Origin of the sequence: Cohnella baijiui (assembly GCF_020731285.1) — a bacterium.
Taxonomy (GTDB): Bacteria; Bacillota; Bacilli; order Paenibacillales; family Paenibacillaceae; genus Cohnella.
The window spans coordinates 78834-93971 of sequence record NZ_JAJFOW010000027.1 but is presented as its reverse complement, the minus strand read 5'-3'; the positions used below and the strand labels follow the sequence as shown (position 1 = coordinate 93971).

The following is a 15138-nucleotide window of genomic DNA, read 5'->3' as shown; positions in this document are numbered from 1 at the left end:
CTGCGTCTGACAGGCCAATTAGGGAACATCTTGTTCCCTATTTCCGCGAGGCTGCTTCTGACAGGCCAATTAGGGAACCTTTTGTTCCCTATTTCCGCGATGCTGCGTCCGACAGCCCAATTAGGGAACATCTTGTTCCCTATTTCCGCAAGGCTGCGTCTGACAGGCCAATTAGGGAACCTTTTGTTCCCTATTTCCGCAAGGCTGCGTCTGACAGGCCAATTAGGGAACAACTTGTTCCCTATTCCACCCGCCGCGGCGCGGTAAGCCGTTCCAGCTCCGCCAAATAGGCGAACGCCTCCTCGTCGCGCGTCCCGCACATGTCCGGCGACGCCTCGAGACTGCCGCAGACGGCCGGGCGTTCCGGCTTGCCGAACAGGCGGCAGCGGTTGTCATTCGTCAGCTGCACGCACCGAACGCCCGCCGGTTTGCCCGCCGGCATGCCGGGAATCGGCGACGAGATCGAAACGACGATGCAACAGGCGCCGCAGCCGGGCCGGCACGACATCCGCTCGAGGCCAGTCATGCCAGAAACGCGCCGAACACTTCGTTGCCGAGCGGCACGCCGCGTTCGCTGAGGCGGTAGCCTTCCTCGCCCGGCGTCTCCTCGAGCAGACCCTGCGCCAATAGCCGGGCGATCTCCGTCCCGAACGCGTCCGCGAGCCGGACGCCGGCGAATTGGCGGGCGAAGTCGGCTTGCCGCACGCCCGCGCGCAGGCGCAAACCGACCATCATAAAGTCCTCCATCGCCTCGCGGACCGTGACCGGATTCGTCTCGAGGCGGGGCAAGCCGCGATTCGCGGCATCGATGTACGGCTGCACGCCCTTCACGTTCAAGTGGCGCTCCCCTTGCGCATAGCCGTGCGCGCCCGCACCCAGCCCGTAGTAGGGCTCGTTGTGCCAGTACGTGCTGTTGTGGCGGCTCTCGTAGCCCGGGCGGGCGAAGTTGCTGATCTCGTAATGCCCGTAGCCCGCGCCGCCCAGCCGCTCCCGCAGGTGCTCGAACATCGCGACCTCGGTCTCCTCTTCGGGCAGCGGCAGCTCCCCCCGCTCGTAAAGCCGGTGGAACAGCGTGTTTTCCTCGACCTTCAGGCTGTAGAGCGAATAATGGGGCAGATCGAGCTCCAGCGCTCGAGACACGCTGTCGGCGAGCTGCTGCAGCGTCTGGCGCGGCAGTCCGAACATCAGGTCGATCGACAGATTGGAAAAGCCGGCGGCTTTGGCGTTCCGAATGCTGTTCACGACGTCGTCCGCCTCGTGAATCCGGCCGATCGCGGCGAGCAGGCCGTTGTCGAACGTCTGCGCGCCGAAGCTGATGCGGTTCACGCCGCCCTCCCGCATGGCGTCCAGCTTGTCGGGATCCGTCGTGCCGGGATTCGCTTCCATCGTGAACTCGGCGTCCGGCGCGATTGGGAAATGACGGTTCACCGCCGCGAGGAACCGCGCCATCTGCGGCGGGGTCAGCACGGTCGGCGTGCCGCCGCCTACGAACACCTTGCGGATTGTCTCCGGCGGCAGCTCCGCTACCGTCCGCTCCATTTCCCGCTCCAGCGCATCCAGATAGGCGTCGATCGGCTGCCCGGCCGCGACATAGGAGTTGAAGTCGCAGTAGTAGCATTTATTTGTGCAAAAAGGAATGTGGATATATAGCGCGCGCGGCGTCCAGTCGTGCAGCGGCGGCCGCGCCGTGGCCGTATCGGTCATCGTGAAACTCAGCTCCTCCAAAGGCGGGAAGTCCCGCCGCGTATCCTCTTCACCTTACACGAACCTCGCCTGCGTGCCAAATGCCAAAACTCTCCGGGGACGTTTCCCCGGAGAGCGCTGGCTCGCTATTCGGTCAGGCGGGTTCAAGCGGGGCCGTCGGGCCGGCGAAGATTACTCGTCCAGCTTCAGCACGGCCATGAACGCTTCCTGCGGCACTTCGACGTTGCCGACTTGCTTCATCCGCTTCTTGCCTTCCTTTTGCTTCTCGAGGAGCTTCCGCTTCCGCGAGATGTCGCCGCCGTAGCACTTGGCGAGGACGTTTTTGCGCATCGCCTTGATCGTCTCGCGGGAGACGATCTTTTGGCCGACGGCCGCCTGGATCGGCACCTCGAACATTTGGCGCGGGATGAGATCCTTCAGCTTCTCGCAAATGACGCGTCCTCGCTGGTAAGCGCGGTCGCGGTGCACGATGAACGACAGCGCGTCCACCTGCTCGCCGTTCAGCAGGATGTCCATCTTGACCAGGCTGGACTGGCGGTATCCGGACAGCTCGTAGTCGAACGAGGCGTAGCCCTTCGTGCTCGATTTGAGCTGATCGAAAAAGTCGTACACGATTTCCGCCAGCGGTATTTCGTACTTCAGCGTGACGCGGTTGGCGTCCAGATACTGCATGTCGATGAACTCGCCGCGCTTGCCCTGGCACAGCTCCATGATCGCGCCTACGAAGTCCTTCGGCACGATGATGGACGCCTTGACGTAAGGCTCTTCGACGAACTCCAGCTTGCCCGCCTCCGGGTATTCGGACGGGTTCGAGATGTCGATCTGCTGGCCGTTCGTGAGCGTCACCTTGTAAATAACGCTCGGCGCCGTCGTGATGAGCGGAATGTTGAACTCCCGCTCGATCCGCTCCTGGATGATCTCCATATGGAGCATGCCGAGGAAGCCGCATCGGAAGCCGAAGCCGAGCGCCTGGGACGTCTCCGGCTCGAAGCGCAGGGACGCGTCGTTCAGCTCCAGCTTCTCGAGCGCGTCGCGCAAGTCGTTGTAATCCGAGGAGTCGATCGGGTACATGCCGCAGAACACCATCGGATTGATCCGGCGGTAGCCCGGGAGCGACTCGGCCGTCGGCCGCTTGGCGTTCGTGATCGTATCGCCCACGCGCGTGTCCTTGACGTTCTTGATCGACGCGGTCACGAAGCCGACGTCGCCCGGGCCGAGCTCGGGGACCGCGGTCGCGCGCGGCATGAACGTGCCGACCTCGACGACGTCGAACGTCGCCCCGGTCGCCATGAACTTGATCGGCGTCCCGGCCTTGATCGAGCCGTCGATCACGCGAATGTAGCAGATGACGCCCTTGTACGCATCGTAATGCGAGTCGAAGATCAGCGCCTTGAGCGGTGCGTTCGGATCGCCCTGCGGCGCAGGCACCTTCTGCACGACCTGCTCGAGAATTTCCTTGATGCCGACGCCGTTCTTCGCGGATGCCAGCACGGCTTCGCTGGCGTCCAGGCCGATGACGTCCTCGACCTCCTGCTTGACGCGCTCGGGCTCGGCGCTCGGAAGGTCGATCTTGTTGATGACCGGGAGAATCTCCAGGTTGTTGTCGAGGGCGAGATAGACGTTCGCCAGCGTTTGCGCCTCGATGCCCTGCGCCGCGTCCACGATCAAGAGCGCGCCTTCGCAGGCGGCCAGGCTTCGGGACACCTCGTACGTGAAGTCGACGTGTCCCGGGGTGTCGATCAAATGGAGCGTATAGATCTCGCCGTCGTCGGCCTTGTACTTGAGGCGCACGGCCTGCAGCTTGATCGTGATGCCGCGCTCGCGCTCCAGATCCATCGAATCGAGCACCTGCTCCTGCATTTCGCGGGCGGTCAGGGTGCCGGTATATTCCAATATGCGGTCGGCCAACGTCGACTTGCCGTGGTCGATATGGGCGATGATGCAAAAATTGCGGATATGGCTTTGCTTGCGTTCGTTGTCTGCCATCTGTCGTTTCCTTACCTCCACCGAAACCTGCGTCATGTGGCTATCCCATCTATTATATCAGGCGGAGCCCGGAGCATCAACGAATCAATCCTCGCCCGGCTTCTCGATCGCGAGGCCTTCGACGTGGCGCTTGCTCATGATCTTTCGCTTTTTGCGGTTCTCGATCGTCTCGAACACGATGTCCATGTCGTAATCGTCGGGGTACAGATGCTTGCTCTCGATATAACGGCGCACCCGCTTCCGGTTCAGCGTGAGCTTCTCCCCCCGGCTGTGCACGACGAGGTTGCCTCGTTCGTCGGGCGTCTTGTAGACGACGGCCGGACGATTCATCGCGGGAATCCAGACGACGTCGCCGACCTGCAGCGCCTCCTCCGGCCGCGCGGTTCCCGTCCCCCGCTTCGGCGCCGGCGGCGCGAGTCGCGGCTTCGCGGCGACGTTCTCCCGGGGAGGCGCGGGCGGAATGACGGGCGCCGTAGCTCCCGCCCGTCCGGCTCGCAGGCCGTCGGCGATGACGCGCGCCCGCTCCACGATCGTCTCGTCGATGCCCAGCTTGCGCGCGATGACGAAGGCGTAGCTGTCGCCCGCCTCGCCCATGTCGAGCCGGTATAGCGGCTGCAGCGAGTCCTCGTCGAACGCCATCCGCGCGTTGCGGAAGCCCGGCGTCGCGCCCGCGTAAGCTTTGATCTCGTTAAAGTGCGTCGTGGCGAGCACGACGGCGCCGCGCCGATGGAGCTCCTCGAGAACGGCGATCGACAGGCCGACGCCTTCGCCGGGATCGGTGCCGGTCGCCAGCTCGTCAAGCAGCACAAGCGTCTCGGCGTCTGCCGCCGACAAAATGTCGATCACGTTGCGGATGTGCGACGAAAACGTGCTGAGCGAACGGTCGAGGCTCTGACCGTCGCCGATGTCGGCCTCGACCGCCCGGTAGACCGCCACCGTGCTGCCCGCGGCCGCCGGGATGAGCAGCCCGGACTGGGCCATGAGCGTGAGCAGGCCGACCGTCTTCAGGGCGACCGTTTTGCCGCCGGTGTTCGGGCCCGTGATGAGGAGCGAGCGGTACGAGCCGTCCACCGCGACGTCGAGCGGCACCGGCCGGCCCGCAAGGAACGGATGGCGCGCCGCCTTCAGCGCGAACGTGCCGTCCGCGCTGAGCGACGCCGGCCGCGCGTCCAGCGCGAGCGCCCACTTCGCTTTGGCAAGCAGAAAGTCGTAATGGCCGACCGTCTCGGCGTTGATCGACAGTTCGTGCTGATACCGCTCCGCTTCGCCGGTCAGGTTGGCGAGAATCTGCAGCTCCTCGCGCTGCTCCTCTGCCTGAAGGGCGGCGAGATCCATCTGCAGGGCGCCCGTCTCCGCCGGCTCGACGAACACGGTTTGGCCGCTCGACGATTCGTCCAGCACGCTGCCGGGAACCCGCCGGCGGTGCTCCTTTTTGACCGGGAGCACGTATCTGCCGCCGCGCTGGCTCACGAGTCGCTCCTGAAGCAAGTCGGCATAGCGGGACAGGAGCGATTCCAGCCGCCGCTGCAGTTTGTCCTCCGCCACCCGCAGCCGCCGGCGGATGCGCGACAGCTCGGGACTCGCGCCGTCCAGGATGCGGCCCCGGTCGACGCTCGCTTCGATGTCCCGCAGCAGACCTGCGAGATCGTGCATCGACGCGGCGTAAGCGGCCGCGACCGGCGCGGCGTCGCGCTTGCCCGCCATGAAGCGCTGGAGCTGCCCGCAGCTGCGGACGAAGGTTGCCAGCTGGCCGAACTGCGTCTCGGACAGCACGTAGCCGGTGCCGAGCAGGGCAAGCAGCTCCTCCATCCCCTCCATCGAGGGGAGCGGAACGTGCATGCCTTTGGCGATGAGCTGTCGCGTCTCTTCGGTTTCGCTCAGGCGGCCCGCGATGACGGAAGGCTCCGTCGACGGCCGCAGCCGCTCCGCCAGCCGGCGACCCATGTAGGTGCTCGTATAGGAAAGGACGGTTTCGACGACGCGGTTGTATTCGAGTTTGTTCAGGGAATCGTTTCTCAAGGGGAATTCCTCCGTTTGCATGTGGTTATCGCCTGGGGACGGCGGCGGAGGCGGGACCGGACCGCGAACGTCCGTCCTCCGGAGAGGACGGCGCGCCCGGCCCGGGACAATGCGGCTTGCGGCCTGCAGGTGGCAGAGCGTTGCCGCAAAGCGCAAAAAAGCCGTGCCCGAATGAGCACGACTTCGATTCCCGGTCCTCGCCGCTACGGCAGGGGGAATATGGAGTCGGTTCTTCCCTGGCAATCAGAGACCGCTCAGGAGCGCACGCGAACAGGCCGGGCGATGCGGCCTGACTTGCACTTCCTCGAACGGCATATCCAATTGATCAGTTCAGAACCAATACCGACATCAAAATTTCCCCTTTTAAACGGAATTGCTTCCAGTATATCCGATCCAAGCCGCCGCGGCAAGCGAATATCCGCAAACAGGTCTTCCCAAGCGGAATTTCCGCATACCTTCCTTTCCATGCGGCTCTTCCCAAACCTGCATCCGGAAGCGGGACCGCTACTTTCAACAGGGGCGCGCTAGCCGGCGACCTTGTCGAACAGCGAGACGATGAAGCGGATGCCGCCTTTGGACAGGCTTTGCAGCGCCTCCGCCGTTTTGCCCGCCAATCGGTCCACGGCCGGCTCGTGGTCGTTGCGGGGGATCGCGTAGCCGTCCGGACCGACGGCCGTCCCTCCGTCCGCCGCGTCCGTCGCCCCGTCGACGGCGAGCCCCGGCGGCTCGTCCGCGTAGCGGCCGTCGCTCCTGCCGCCGTCCGCCGTTTGCCGCGGCGGGGAAGAAGCCTGCGGCGAACGGGTGGACGCCGCACCGCTCCGGTCCACCGGTCCGTAGACGGTATTGATGCCGCTGTTCGCCAGCTCCATCCCGTACATGACGGCAAACACGATCAATCCCGCGAACACCGCGAACTTCAGCATATCGCGCCCCATCGTTCGTCCCTCCTCTTAGTCGGCCGAAGCCTGGGAAGGCGAAGCCGCGCCGGCTTCGACCGTTCCCTGCTCCTCCCAGTAAATCTCGGCGATCGCCTTGGCCAGCGCATCCGCCGTCCGGTAGCATTCGGCCAGCGTGTTGTCGACGCCGCCGACCTCGATCAGCACGCTGTTCGGCGACACCGACTGGTTGTATTCGCCGTTGCCGTTGGCGGCCGTCTTTCCCCAAATCCCGTTCGACAAGCCCGGATATTTCGCTTCGAGCTTTTGCTGAATCCGGCTGGCGAAGGCTTCATTTTCTTTCCAATGCGGATTGCGTTCGCCGATGATGAAAAACACTTTGGCGTAGTCCGTCCCGTTGATCGTGACCGTCGAATCCTTGCGGCGCTTGGAGTCCCGATGAATGTCGAAGAAAAATTGCAGATCGGTGTTGTTCGCCATCGCTTGAGCGACCGTTTCTTTGGAATATTTATAGGATTTGTTCCAGTCGTAGTCCTTGATCGTAGACGAGTAGTCCTTGTTCGAGTGAAGCGAGCCGACGCCGCGCTGCTCGAGCTGGCTGGCCAACCGCTTGCCGACGAGGGTGACGTTCACCTTGCCGGAGTTCGGATCCTTCGTGCCGGGCGATAGCTCGGGAAACCAAGACTCGCGGTTGTGGGAATGATAGACGAAGACGACTTTGCGTTCGCCGGTCGTCCGGCCGGTCGGCGCGGGGGAAGCGCTCGGCTCCGGATCGGGCGTCGGCTGCGCGGCAGGATCGTCCTGCCCGCCGCCCCCCGCCCCGCCGTCTCCCGGCGAGCCGTTCTCGCCGGGATCGGCGCTTGCCGGCGGTCCGTGGTCCTCAGGCGCCGCGTCCGTGCCGCCGCTTGAGCCGGGACGGAACAGCACCGCGTCGTCTCCTCCGGCACCGGGCATCTCCATCTTGAGCAGACTTTTCGGATCGTCGGGATTAACATCCGTCAGGAAACGGAGCAAAAACGAAGCCAGCCGCTTCGTCTCTAGCGGGGATTGTTCCTCAGGCTTGTCCATATGCGGCAATTCCATACCTAGCAGCGAGGTGAAAAAGGAACCCGACACCGATGCCGCAAAGCCTTTCATCGATTGCATCGGCGAAGCGGCGAGGGCGTTTTGCAGCAGGCCGCCCAGACCGAGCAGGACGAACAGCACCATCGAGCACAGGCTCAAGGTCAAGTAGGCCCGGCCGGTCGCCAGGAAGCGCTTGGAGCGCGCGCGTACGCGCGGCCAGTCCATCGACACGACAATCCTTTTCATGATGACAACCTCCCGGTCCCTCCCGTTGGCGAGGGATTCTCTCTTTTGATGCGGATAGGAAAGTCTATGAGACGGGCCTATTCCCTAGAACCCCGGAACCGTAGAATCGCAAAAAAAAGAGAGAGGCCCTCGCCCCAAACGGGGAAGGCGCTCTCTCGCGCGGGAAGTCGGAAGGCCGGTACGGACGGTTTTTCCCGTTCCTGCTCCGTCCACTCGGGTGCCTCGCGAATCTCGCATCCTATGTTTCTCGCTACTTGTCCTCCGATCCGGAATCGGCGTAGTAGACTTCCAGCTCGGCGACGGACGTGTACGCGTCCGGGCCGCCCGGCTTGCCGACGATCCGGATGCCGTCGCCTGCGATTTCGTCGAACGCGATCGTATACGTCCGGCCGCCGGCTTGCTCCGAGGCGGGGTAGGCGGGCGAGATCGCGGCCCCGCTCACGTCCACCCACCGGAACGATTGGCGTACCTGCACGCGGAGATCGTCAAACCACCCGCCGGACGGCGACGTATCCCCGTTCGTGAACGCGACCTTGTTCATCCGGTACGCCCGCGGCCAGACGTAGCCCCACCAATCCTCCGTCTTGCGCTCGCCGTTCCGGCTGTCGACCGACGCGCCGTTGTCGCCGTCGTTCAGGAGCGCGGCGCCTCCGTTGCCCATCGTCCGCGCGCAGGGGGCGACGTCCGGATCGTAGGCGGGCAAAGCGAGATTGGCGTCGCTCTTGCCGTTGGCCGGCTTCGTTTTCCGGTAGGGCGTCACTTTGAGCTTGCGGAGCGAGAAATCGTAGTTTTTCGCGCCGCCGACGAACGTGTTGGCGTTCATCCACATTTCGCGGCCGTCCGCGCTGATGAACTTGGAGGGGATGACCGTGGCGTAGCCGCCGTTATGATCCGACGTCCAGGGGTATTCCCCGAAATCCGCCGAGTAAAATCGTTTCCACGGCCCCCAGGGCTTCGGCGCTTCGTAAAATTCGAACGTGAACTCCGTCCAGGACGTGTACAAATAACGGTTCAACGGCCGGTTGTAGACGATGCTGCCCTGCGAAAGGACGGACATGTCCCCCAGCCCTTCCGTCAGCCGGTCGGCGTAGACGCGGCGGTCGTCCCGAAGCACCGGCCTGCGTCCTGCGAGATCCCCAGGCTTCGTCCATTTCGCCTTGCCGTTCAGGTCGCCGCTATAGTACTGCCAGGTCTTCGCATCCTGCACGCCGTCCTTGGGCATGCGAGCGAGATAGAGCCGGGTCGGATCCTCCACCTTGCCGTTGAACGAATCCCGCCAGTTGTTGTCCAACCCGTAGGCATACACGTAGTCGTCGAACCGGTTGTCCGCGCCGTCCCGGCCGTAATCGAGAAACATGATCGTTGTGAAAGCGTGGTCCCGGAACATCGGCGCGTCCGGGCCCGCCGTCCACGTGCGGCCCTTATCCGTCGACTTGTAGATCGTCGCGGCGGGCGCTTCGTTGAAGATGTCGCCGGAAGCTTCGTCCTTGTTCAAATCCTGAACCGCCAAATACAGGACGCCGTTCACGGATACGATCCCCGTCGGCTTGCGGTTGTAGCGCGCGGGGTCCGACCAGACGCGCCCCACGGCGTCGCCGGCGGCCAGCCGTTCGCCGTCCAGCGATCCGTCCCAGGGCGAACCCGTGATCCGGTTCACGACGATGTCGGCGAATTCGGCGCCAAAGTCGAAGCCCGCTCCGTCGCCGTTGGCGGCGTACAGGGCATCGTCGTCGGACCAGGCGGCAGGCCACAGGTCGCCGTCGCTGAAGGTTGGATAGGTGGACGCGGGCTCCACCGCGACCGTCGCGAAAAATTCGCTCTCCGGCGGGACGACGATCCCGTCCTCCGCCGGCCGCGTTTCCTCTGTGCAAGCGGCAAGCAGCAGCAAGAAGGCCGCGAGACCGATCGCGCCGAAGCGAAAACCGCGCTTCTTCATATCGTGATCCCGTACCGTCGCTCCAGCTCCTCCCCGAGCCGGTCCCGGATGCGCAAATACGCCTCCGCCGCCGCGCCGTTGCCCCAATCGAAAATGGTGAAGCGCCCCATCCCGAGACCGTCCGGCCCGGTACGGCCGTCGTGTCCGTAATTTTCCATCATGAAGCCGTAGTCTTCCTCGCCGAAGAAGGGAAACGCCTTTTCCCACTGCTCGCGGGTTTTCTCGTTTTCCGGGCAGTACATCATAACGAAGGACGCCCGGAGCGCGGCGACGCCCCGCTCGATGTATTCGAGACGGTCAAGCGCCATGCCGTACCGCAGGATCAGCTCGGCGAACAGGCTCTGCCGCGCGTCGTTCCATTCGCCGTCGGCGTTCATGACGCCGAAGCCGCCGAGCGCCTCGACGTAAATATAAGGCGGCTGCCAGGACGCCTGCGTCATCAGCAGCTCGTCCAGACACCGTTCCCCGGCCGCCAGATAGCGAGGTTCGCCGGTCGCCAGCCAGGCGGCGTGCAGGCTCTCCGCCGTCCAGAACATCGACAGGTTGCACTGCTTGAACATGCCGTTGCGCGCGACCTGCTGCCCTTGCAGCGTTTCCGCGCCGTACGGGCAGCAGGACCAGTACGTTTCGAAATCCTCCCACCGGCCGATCGGCACGATATCCGCCAGCACGGCGTCTATCGCGCGAAGCGCGGCCGCCCGATACCGGGGGTCCGGCACGGCGTCGTGCAGCGCCAGCAGGAACGTGACGGACATCGACGTCTCCGGCGACTGCGACAGCTCGGGGAGCGGTCGCATCGTCTCCGGTTCCAGCCAGGCGGGGAAGTAGCCCCGTTCGTCCTGCAGCGCCAGCAGCGCTTCAGCGTACGATTGGACATAGGCGAGAAGCCGGTCGTCATGCTCCAGCTCCTCGTGCCAGCGGAGCATGAGCAGCGCCGTCCAGCTCATGTCGAGGAGGTGATAGGGCGCCTCCAGCGCCGTGCCTCCCCGCGTCCACGGGGACAGCGGATTGCGGTTCGAATGGCCCCAGGCCGCTTCCTCCCAGCCGCGCGACCGGTTCACCTCTGTCCCGTCCGCCAAACGTACGCGCTCCATCCGCGTGGCGATGACCGAGGGGAACAAGCCGTCCCGCTGCGGCGCGGACAGCGCGAGCTCCTTGGCGAGCAGCGCCCGCCGCCGCAGCTCGGCGTCCCCCGACCGCCTGGCGTACCGGTAGACGCCCTGCGCCGAGCGCAGCGAGCTGAACCACGCCTGATTCCAGATCGAGCGCGGCTCGCGTTCGTCCGGCGGTCCCGGGTAGTTGGGGCTCTGCGTCGCGTCGACGATAAACGCGCAGGCGCCGACGGGGCGTCCGTCCAGCTCGAATGACTGCCAGACGGCCCCCTCCCAGTGCTTAAACGCCCAGTCGTACGCGTGCCGGACGTACGCGTGCAGCGGGGCCGCAGCCGGCGCGCCGGTCCGGAAACGGGGAGAACCCCACCGCTCCCAGAGGAACGCGAGCACCGGCCGCCACGGATCGGCCGCCACGGCCTCGTCCTCGAAGGTCATCAAATAAAAGCCGATCCGAACCGTTCCCGCGGGATAGACCGCGCCGGGCTCCCGCACGAAAAGCACGTGCTCCTCGGGCCGGGAGGCGCTCATCCCGAGCGTCAGCCGGTTGCCCGGCGCGTCCAGATCCATATACCATCGCACCGGCGGCTTCGCCGCGAGCAGATCGAGATCCGGAACCAGAATCAGCGTCCGCGTCCCGTCCTGAACGACGAGCGCGGGCGAACGGAACGCGTGCTGATCGATCACGTGTCGGTCCGTCGGCGCCAAATGCGGCGCCCAGTGGAACGTCGGCGCGAAGGCCGGCTCCACGCTGAGCTGCCAGTCGTCCTGGCGGACCGCCCGATCCAGCGTGAAGGTAAGCGTGCAATGGATGGTCCGGTCGCCGCAAGGCGCGGCCCGAACCTCCGGCTGCGCGCCTCCGATCGCGCCGTAGCGAATTTCCCGAACGAAGCGGTCGGGCCACGCGGCCTCCCAGCGGATCATTCCCACTTGCCATTCCTCCTATTGTAAGTCTACGGTAGATTAGCTAACCTTTGATGCCGGACATGGCGATGCCTTGCACGTAATACCGCTGGACGAAAAGGAACAGGACGAGAATCGGCAGGGAACTCACCGTGTCGGCGGCGAGGATCCGCCCCCACTCGGTCACCTGCAAGTTCGAAAACGTCGCGATCGCCACCTGCAGCATCATCTTGTTCTGGTCGTTGAGGACGACGAGCGGCCACAAATAAGCGTCCCACTGCCCGAGGAAGGTGATGACCGCCAGCGTCACGATCGCGGGCACGGCGGCCGGCAGCACGACCGAACGGTAGACGCGCAGCCAGGAAGCGCCGTCCATTCTTCCCGCCTCCAGCAAATCCCGCGGAATGTCCGAGAAAAACTGCACAAGCAAAAAGACGCCGAAGACCGAGACGACCGCCGGCACGATCAAGGCGGCATATTGATCGATCCATCCGAAATCGCTCATGAGCAAGTAACTGGGCACGAGCGTCACTTCGCCCGGAATGACGAGCGCCGACAGAAAGAAGGCGAAGATCGTCTTTTTGAAGCGGAATCGGAGCTTCGCAAACGCGAATGCCGCAAGCGAGTTGAAGATCAGTGACAGTACTGTCACCGGGACGGCGACGAGCAGCGTATTCGCAATGAACCGGCCGAACGGCTTCGTCTCGTCCGAGAAAATGGCGCGGTAGTTGTCCAGCGTCCACTCGACCGGGAAGATCGTCCGCCAATCCATGTCCGAAGCGTACTTGAAAATCTCCTCGTGCGCGCGGAAGGAGCCGAACGCCATCCAGACGATCGGCAGCAGCGCGATAGCCGCAAGGACGATCATGAGAAGCAGCTTCGCGGCGGACAGCATCGGTTTGGCCATGTCGTCCCTCCTTTCAATATTCGACGTCCGTCCGGAACGCCCTCATCTGCAGCACGGAGATCGCCAGCACGATCGCGAACAGCACCATCGCGGCGGCCGAAGCGTATCCCATCCGCATCTGGTCGAACGCCTCCTGGACGATGAAGTACGTCGCCGTCGTCGTCGATCCGGCCGGCCCTCCGTTCGTGAGGATGAAGACGGGACCGGAGATTTTGATCGCATCCATCGTCGTGATGACGACGACGAACGCGAGCGTTCTGCGGAGCAGCGGCAGCGTGATATGAAAGAACATGCGCGGCCGGCTCGCGCCGTCCACCTCGGCCGCTTCGTAAATCGTCTTGGGAATGTTGTTCAGCCCGGCCAGGAAGATGATCATGAAAAAACCGGCCGACTTCCACATGCCGAGAATCATAACGCCGTACATCGCCACGCCCGGGTCGGACAGGAAGCTCACCTGGGGCAAGCCCAGCAGCTTGAGCAGCGCGTTGAACAAACCGACGTCTTGGTTGTACAGCAAGCGGAACACGGTGGAAGCTACCCCGACCGCGATGACGACCGGCAAAAAGTATACGGTGCGGAACAAGCCGGAAAGTCGCGTCGAACGCCGTACCAGCAGCGCAAGACCGAGCGCGATGGCGGTTTGCGCCGGAATGACGACGATCGCGAAGTGAAACGAGTGCAGCAGGCTGTCCCAGAACGCGCGGTCTGCGAACAGTTCCTTGTAGTTGCCGAATCCGACGAAGTCGGCCTGCGGGTTGATCAGATTGAAATCCTTGAAGCTGACGACGACCGCGTCGATCATCGGATAAAACGTAAACAGCAGCAAGCACGCCACAGCCGGAAAAATAAAAGCGTACGCCGCCCGCTCCTCCTGAAGCCGGAATGCGTATCGGCCGGCGCCGCCCGCGCCTCGGTTCCGCCGCATGAGCCATCACCCCTTCCTTTTCCGGGAAGAGAGAGGCGTCCTCTCTCTTCCCGATCGCCGCGCCGCTATTTGACCGAAGACAGCGCTTTGTCGATTTTTTCTACGGCGCGGTTTACGGCATCGTCGACGTTTCCTTTTTTGAGCGTCACGTCCTCGAACAGGTCCGTGATCGCCTTGCTGATCGCGGGATAGGCGGGGGACACCGGCCGCGGCTTGGCATAGGTGGACGATTGCTTGACCCAGATGTTCAGCGGATATTCCTTGAGCTCGGGGAAGGCGTCGGCGACGGACAGACGGGCCGGGAGATTTTTGGTTACCTCGTACCATACCTTCGCGCCTTCCTTGCCCGTGACCCAGTTCACGAACTCCCAAGCTTCCCGGGGATGCTTGGACTGCTTGGTGATCGCCATGTTCCAGCTGCCCATCGGCGTCACCTGCTTGGCGTCCTTCCACAGCGGCGCGACCGCCCAGTCCTTGAAATTCTTAAAGTTGTTCTGCAGCACCGGAAGGAACCAGGGGCCGTTCATGGCGATGCCGAGCTTGCCGGATTCGAACGCCTCCGGCGGCAGCTCCTTGGGGGCTACCTTGCTGTCGTTGTACAGGCCCCCGAAAAACGTCAGCGCCTTTTTGGCCTCCGCCGAATCCAGATAGCCTTTGGCGGTTTGGCCGTCCGGGCTCAAAATTTCAGCGCCGGCCTGCCACAGATAGGTCATCTTCACGAAGGCGGAGCCTTCGCCCGGTCCGAGTCCCCATGCGGGATCCCAGCCGTAGATTTTGTGCGCCGGATCGTTGATCTTCGCCGCGGCGTCCCGCACCTGCTCCCACGTCCACGCTTCCTCCGGATTTTGCGAGGGCAGCGGGATGCCCTTGTCCTCGAACAGCTTTTTGTTGTAGAACATCGCGACGCTGGCGTCGTTCAGCGGCGCGGCCCAGATTTTGTCCTTATACGTCAGGCTCTCCCGGACCGGCGCGGTGATGTCGTCCAGATCGCCGTTTTGGGCGAAATAGTCGTCGAGCGGCACGATCGCGTCTTGGTGCGCGTAAGAGGCGACGAACGGTCCGTCGATTCCCATCACGTCGGGCGCCTTGCCGCCGGCGAGCGCCGTGCGGATTTTGGTCTCGTAGTCCGCGTACGGGATCACTTCCATTTTCACGGTCACGTTCGGATATTTCGCCTGAAACGACGCGATGAGCTGCTTCAACGCTTTGACTTCGGCCTCGTTGTCGTGGCGCCAGTACGTGATCGTGACCTTCTCGCCGCCGTTTTCCCCTGCCGCGCTCGTACCCGCAGGCTCGGAGGCCCCGGACGGCGAAGCCGCCCCGTTGCCGCCGCCCCCGCATCCCGCCAGCGTTCCCGTCGCGAGCAAAACTGCCAACAGCGTGCCCATGCTCTTTTTCATCGGCCTGCCCCTCTCCTCGTCTTGATGGCTTTCCCTTCGTTC

At 63.9% G+C, this 15138-nt stretch carries 11 protein-coding genes; all 11 read right to left on the bottom strand.

The annotated features are described in order from the left end of the window. Positions 1 to 241 precede the first annotated feature (241 nt). Positions 242 to 508 (bottom strand): YkgJ family cysteine cluster protein, encoded by a 267-nt coding sequence (locus LKX83_RS21655; RefSeq protein WP_227884800.1) that lies wholly within the window; start codon positions 506 to 508, stop codon positions 242 to 244. A 14-nt stretch (positions 509 to 522) separates the two neighbouring features. Beyond that, positions 523 to 1704 carry a radical SAM family heme chaperone HemW gene (gene hemW, locus LKX83_RS21650; protein WP_227884779.1) on the bottom strand — a complete coding sequence of 394 codons (1182 nt, stop codon included), beginning with the start codon at positions 1702 to 1704 and terminating at the stop codon, positions 523 to 525. Positions 1705 to 1875: 171 nt separating this feature from the next. Next, complete coding sequence (lepA, locus tag LKX83_RS21645) at positions 1876 to 3690, bottom strand: translation elongation factor 4 (protein ID WP_227884777.1); 1815 nt, start codon at positions 3688 to 3690, stop codon at positions 1876 to 1878. An 84-nt stretch (positions 3691 to 3774) separates the two neighbouring features. Beyond that, positions 3775 to 5709 carry an endonuclease MutS2 gene (locus tag LKX83_RS21640; RefSeq protein WP_227884775.1) on the bottom strand — a complete coding sequence of 645 codons (1935 nt, stop codon included), beginning with the start codon at positions 5707 to 5709 and terminating at the stop codon, positions 3775 to 3777. A gap of 524 nt (positions 5710 to 6233) precedes the next feature. After that, a complete protein-coding gene (locus LKX83_RS21635; protein WP_227884773.1) occupies positions 6234 to 6644 on the bottom strand; it encodes a DUF3679 domain-containing protein in 411 nt (136 codons plus the stop codon). A gap of 15 nt (positions 6645 to 6659) precedes the next feature. Further along, entirely contained in the window at positions 6660 to 7916 is a 1257-nt protein-coding gene (gene spoIIP / locus LKX83_RS21630) for a stage II sporulation protein P (RefSeq protein WP_227884771.1), read from the bottom strand. A gap of 250 nt (positions 7917 to 8166) precedes the next feature. Continuing rightward, positions 8167 to 9852: a DUF4185 domain-containing protein gene (locus LKX83_RS21625; protein ID WP_227884769.1), complete on the bottom strand. Its 1686-nt coding sequence runs from the start codon at positions 9850 to 9852 to the stop codon at positions 8167 to 8169. Further along, on the bottom strand, positions 9849 to 11885 hold the full coding sequence (locus LKX83_RS21620; RefSeq protein ID WP_227884799.1) for a glycoside hydrolase family 88 protein: 2037 nt from the start codon (positions 11883 to 11885) through the stop codon (positions 9849 to 9851). Before LKX83_RS21620 ends, LKX83_RS21625 begins: the two co-directional genes overlap by 4 nt. 43 nt (positions 11886 to 11928) lie before the next feature. After that, positions 11929 to 12771 (bottom strand): carbohydrate ABC transporter permease, encoded by an 843-nt coding sequence (locus LKX83_RS21615; protein ID WP_227884768.1) that lies wholly within the window; start codon positions 12769 to 12771, stop codon positions 11929 to 11931. Positions 12772 to 12784: 13 nt separating this feature from the next. Next, positions 12785 to 13696 carry a carbohydrate ABC transporter permease gene (locus tag LKX83_RS21610; protein ID WP_227884766.1) on the bottom strand — a complete coding sequence of 304 codons (912 nt, stop codon included), beginning with the start codon at positions 13694 to 13696 and terminating at the stop codon, positions 12785 to 12787. A 65-nt stretch (positions 13697 to 13761) separates the two neighbouring features. Beyond that, on the bottom strand, positions 13762 to 15096 hold the full coding sequence (locus tag LKX83_RS21605) for an ABC transporter substrate-binding protein (protein WP_227884763.1): 1335 nt from the start codon (positions 15094 to 15096) through the stop codon (positions 13762 to 13764). Positions 15097 to 15138: the final 42 nt, after the last annotated feature.

Bases quoted from the DNA above. Each gene is read 5' to 3' on its own strand.
- LKX83_RS21605 (WP_227884763.1), bottom strand. From the start codon at position 15,096: ATGAAAAAGAGCATGGGCACGCTGTTGGCAGTTTTGCTCGCGACGGGA.
- hemW (WP_227884779.1), bottom strand. From the start codon at position 1,704: ATGACCGATACGGCCACGGCGCGGCCGCCGCTGCACGACTGGACGCCG.
- LKX83_RS21635 (WP_227884773.1), bottom strand. From the start codon at position 6,644: ATGGGGCGCGATATGCTGAAGTTCGCGGTGTTCGCGGGATTGATCGTG.
- lepA (WP_227884777.1), bottom strand. From the start codon at position 3,690: ATGGCAGACAACGAACGCAAGCAAAGCCATATCCGCAATTTTTGCATC.
- LKX83_RS21655 (WP_227884800.1), bottom strand. From the start codon at position 508: ATGTCGTGCCGGCCCGGCTGCGGCGCCTGTTGCATCGTCGTTTCGATC.
- LKX83_RS21615 (WP_227884768.1), bottom strand. From the start codon at position 12,771: ATGGCCAAACCGATGCTGTCCGCCGCGAAGCTGCTTCTCATGATCGTC.
- spoIIP (WP_227884771.1), bottom strand. From the start codon at position 7,916: ATGAAAAGGATTGTCGTGTCGATGGACTGGCCGCGCGTACGCGCGCGC.
- LKX83_RS21610 (WP_227884766.1), bottom strand. From the start codon at position 13,696: ATGCGGCGGAACCGAGGCGCGGGCGGCGCCGGCCGATACGCATTCCGG.
- LKX83_RS21620 (WP_227884799.1), bottom strand. From the start codon at position 11,885: ATGATCCGCTGGGAGGCCGCGTGGCCCGACCGCTTCGTTCGGGAAATT.
- LKX83_RS21625 (WP_227884769.1), bottom strand. From the start codon at position 9,852: ATGAAGAAGCGCGGTTTTCGCTTCGGCGCGATCGGTCTCGCGGCCTTC.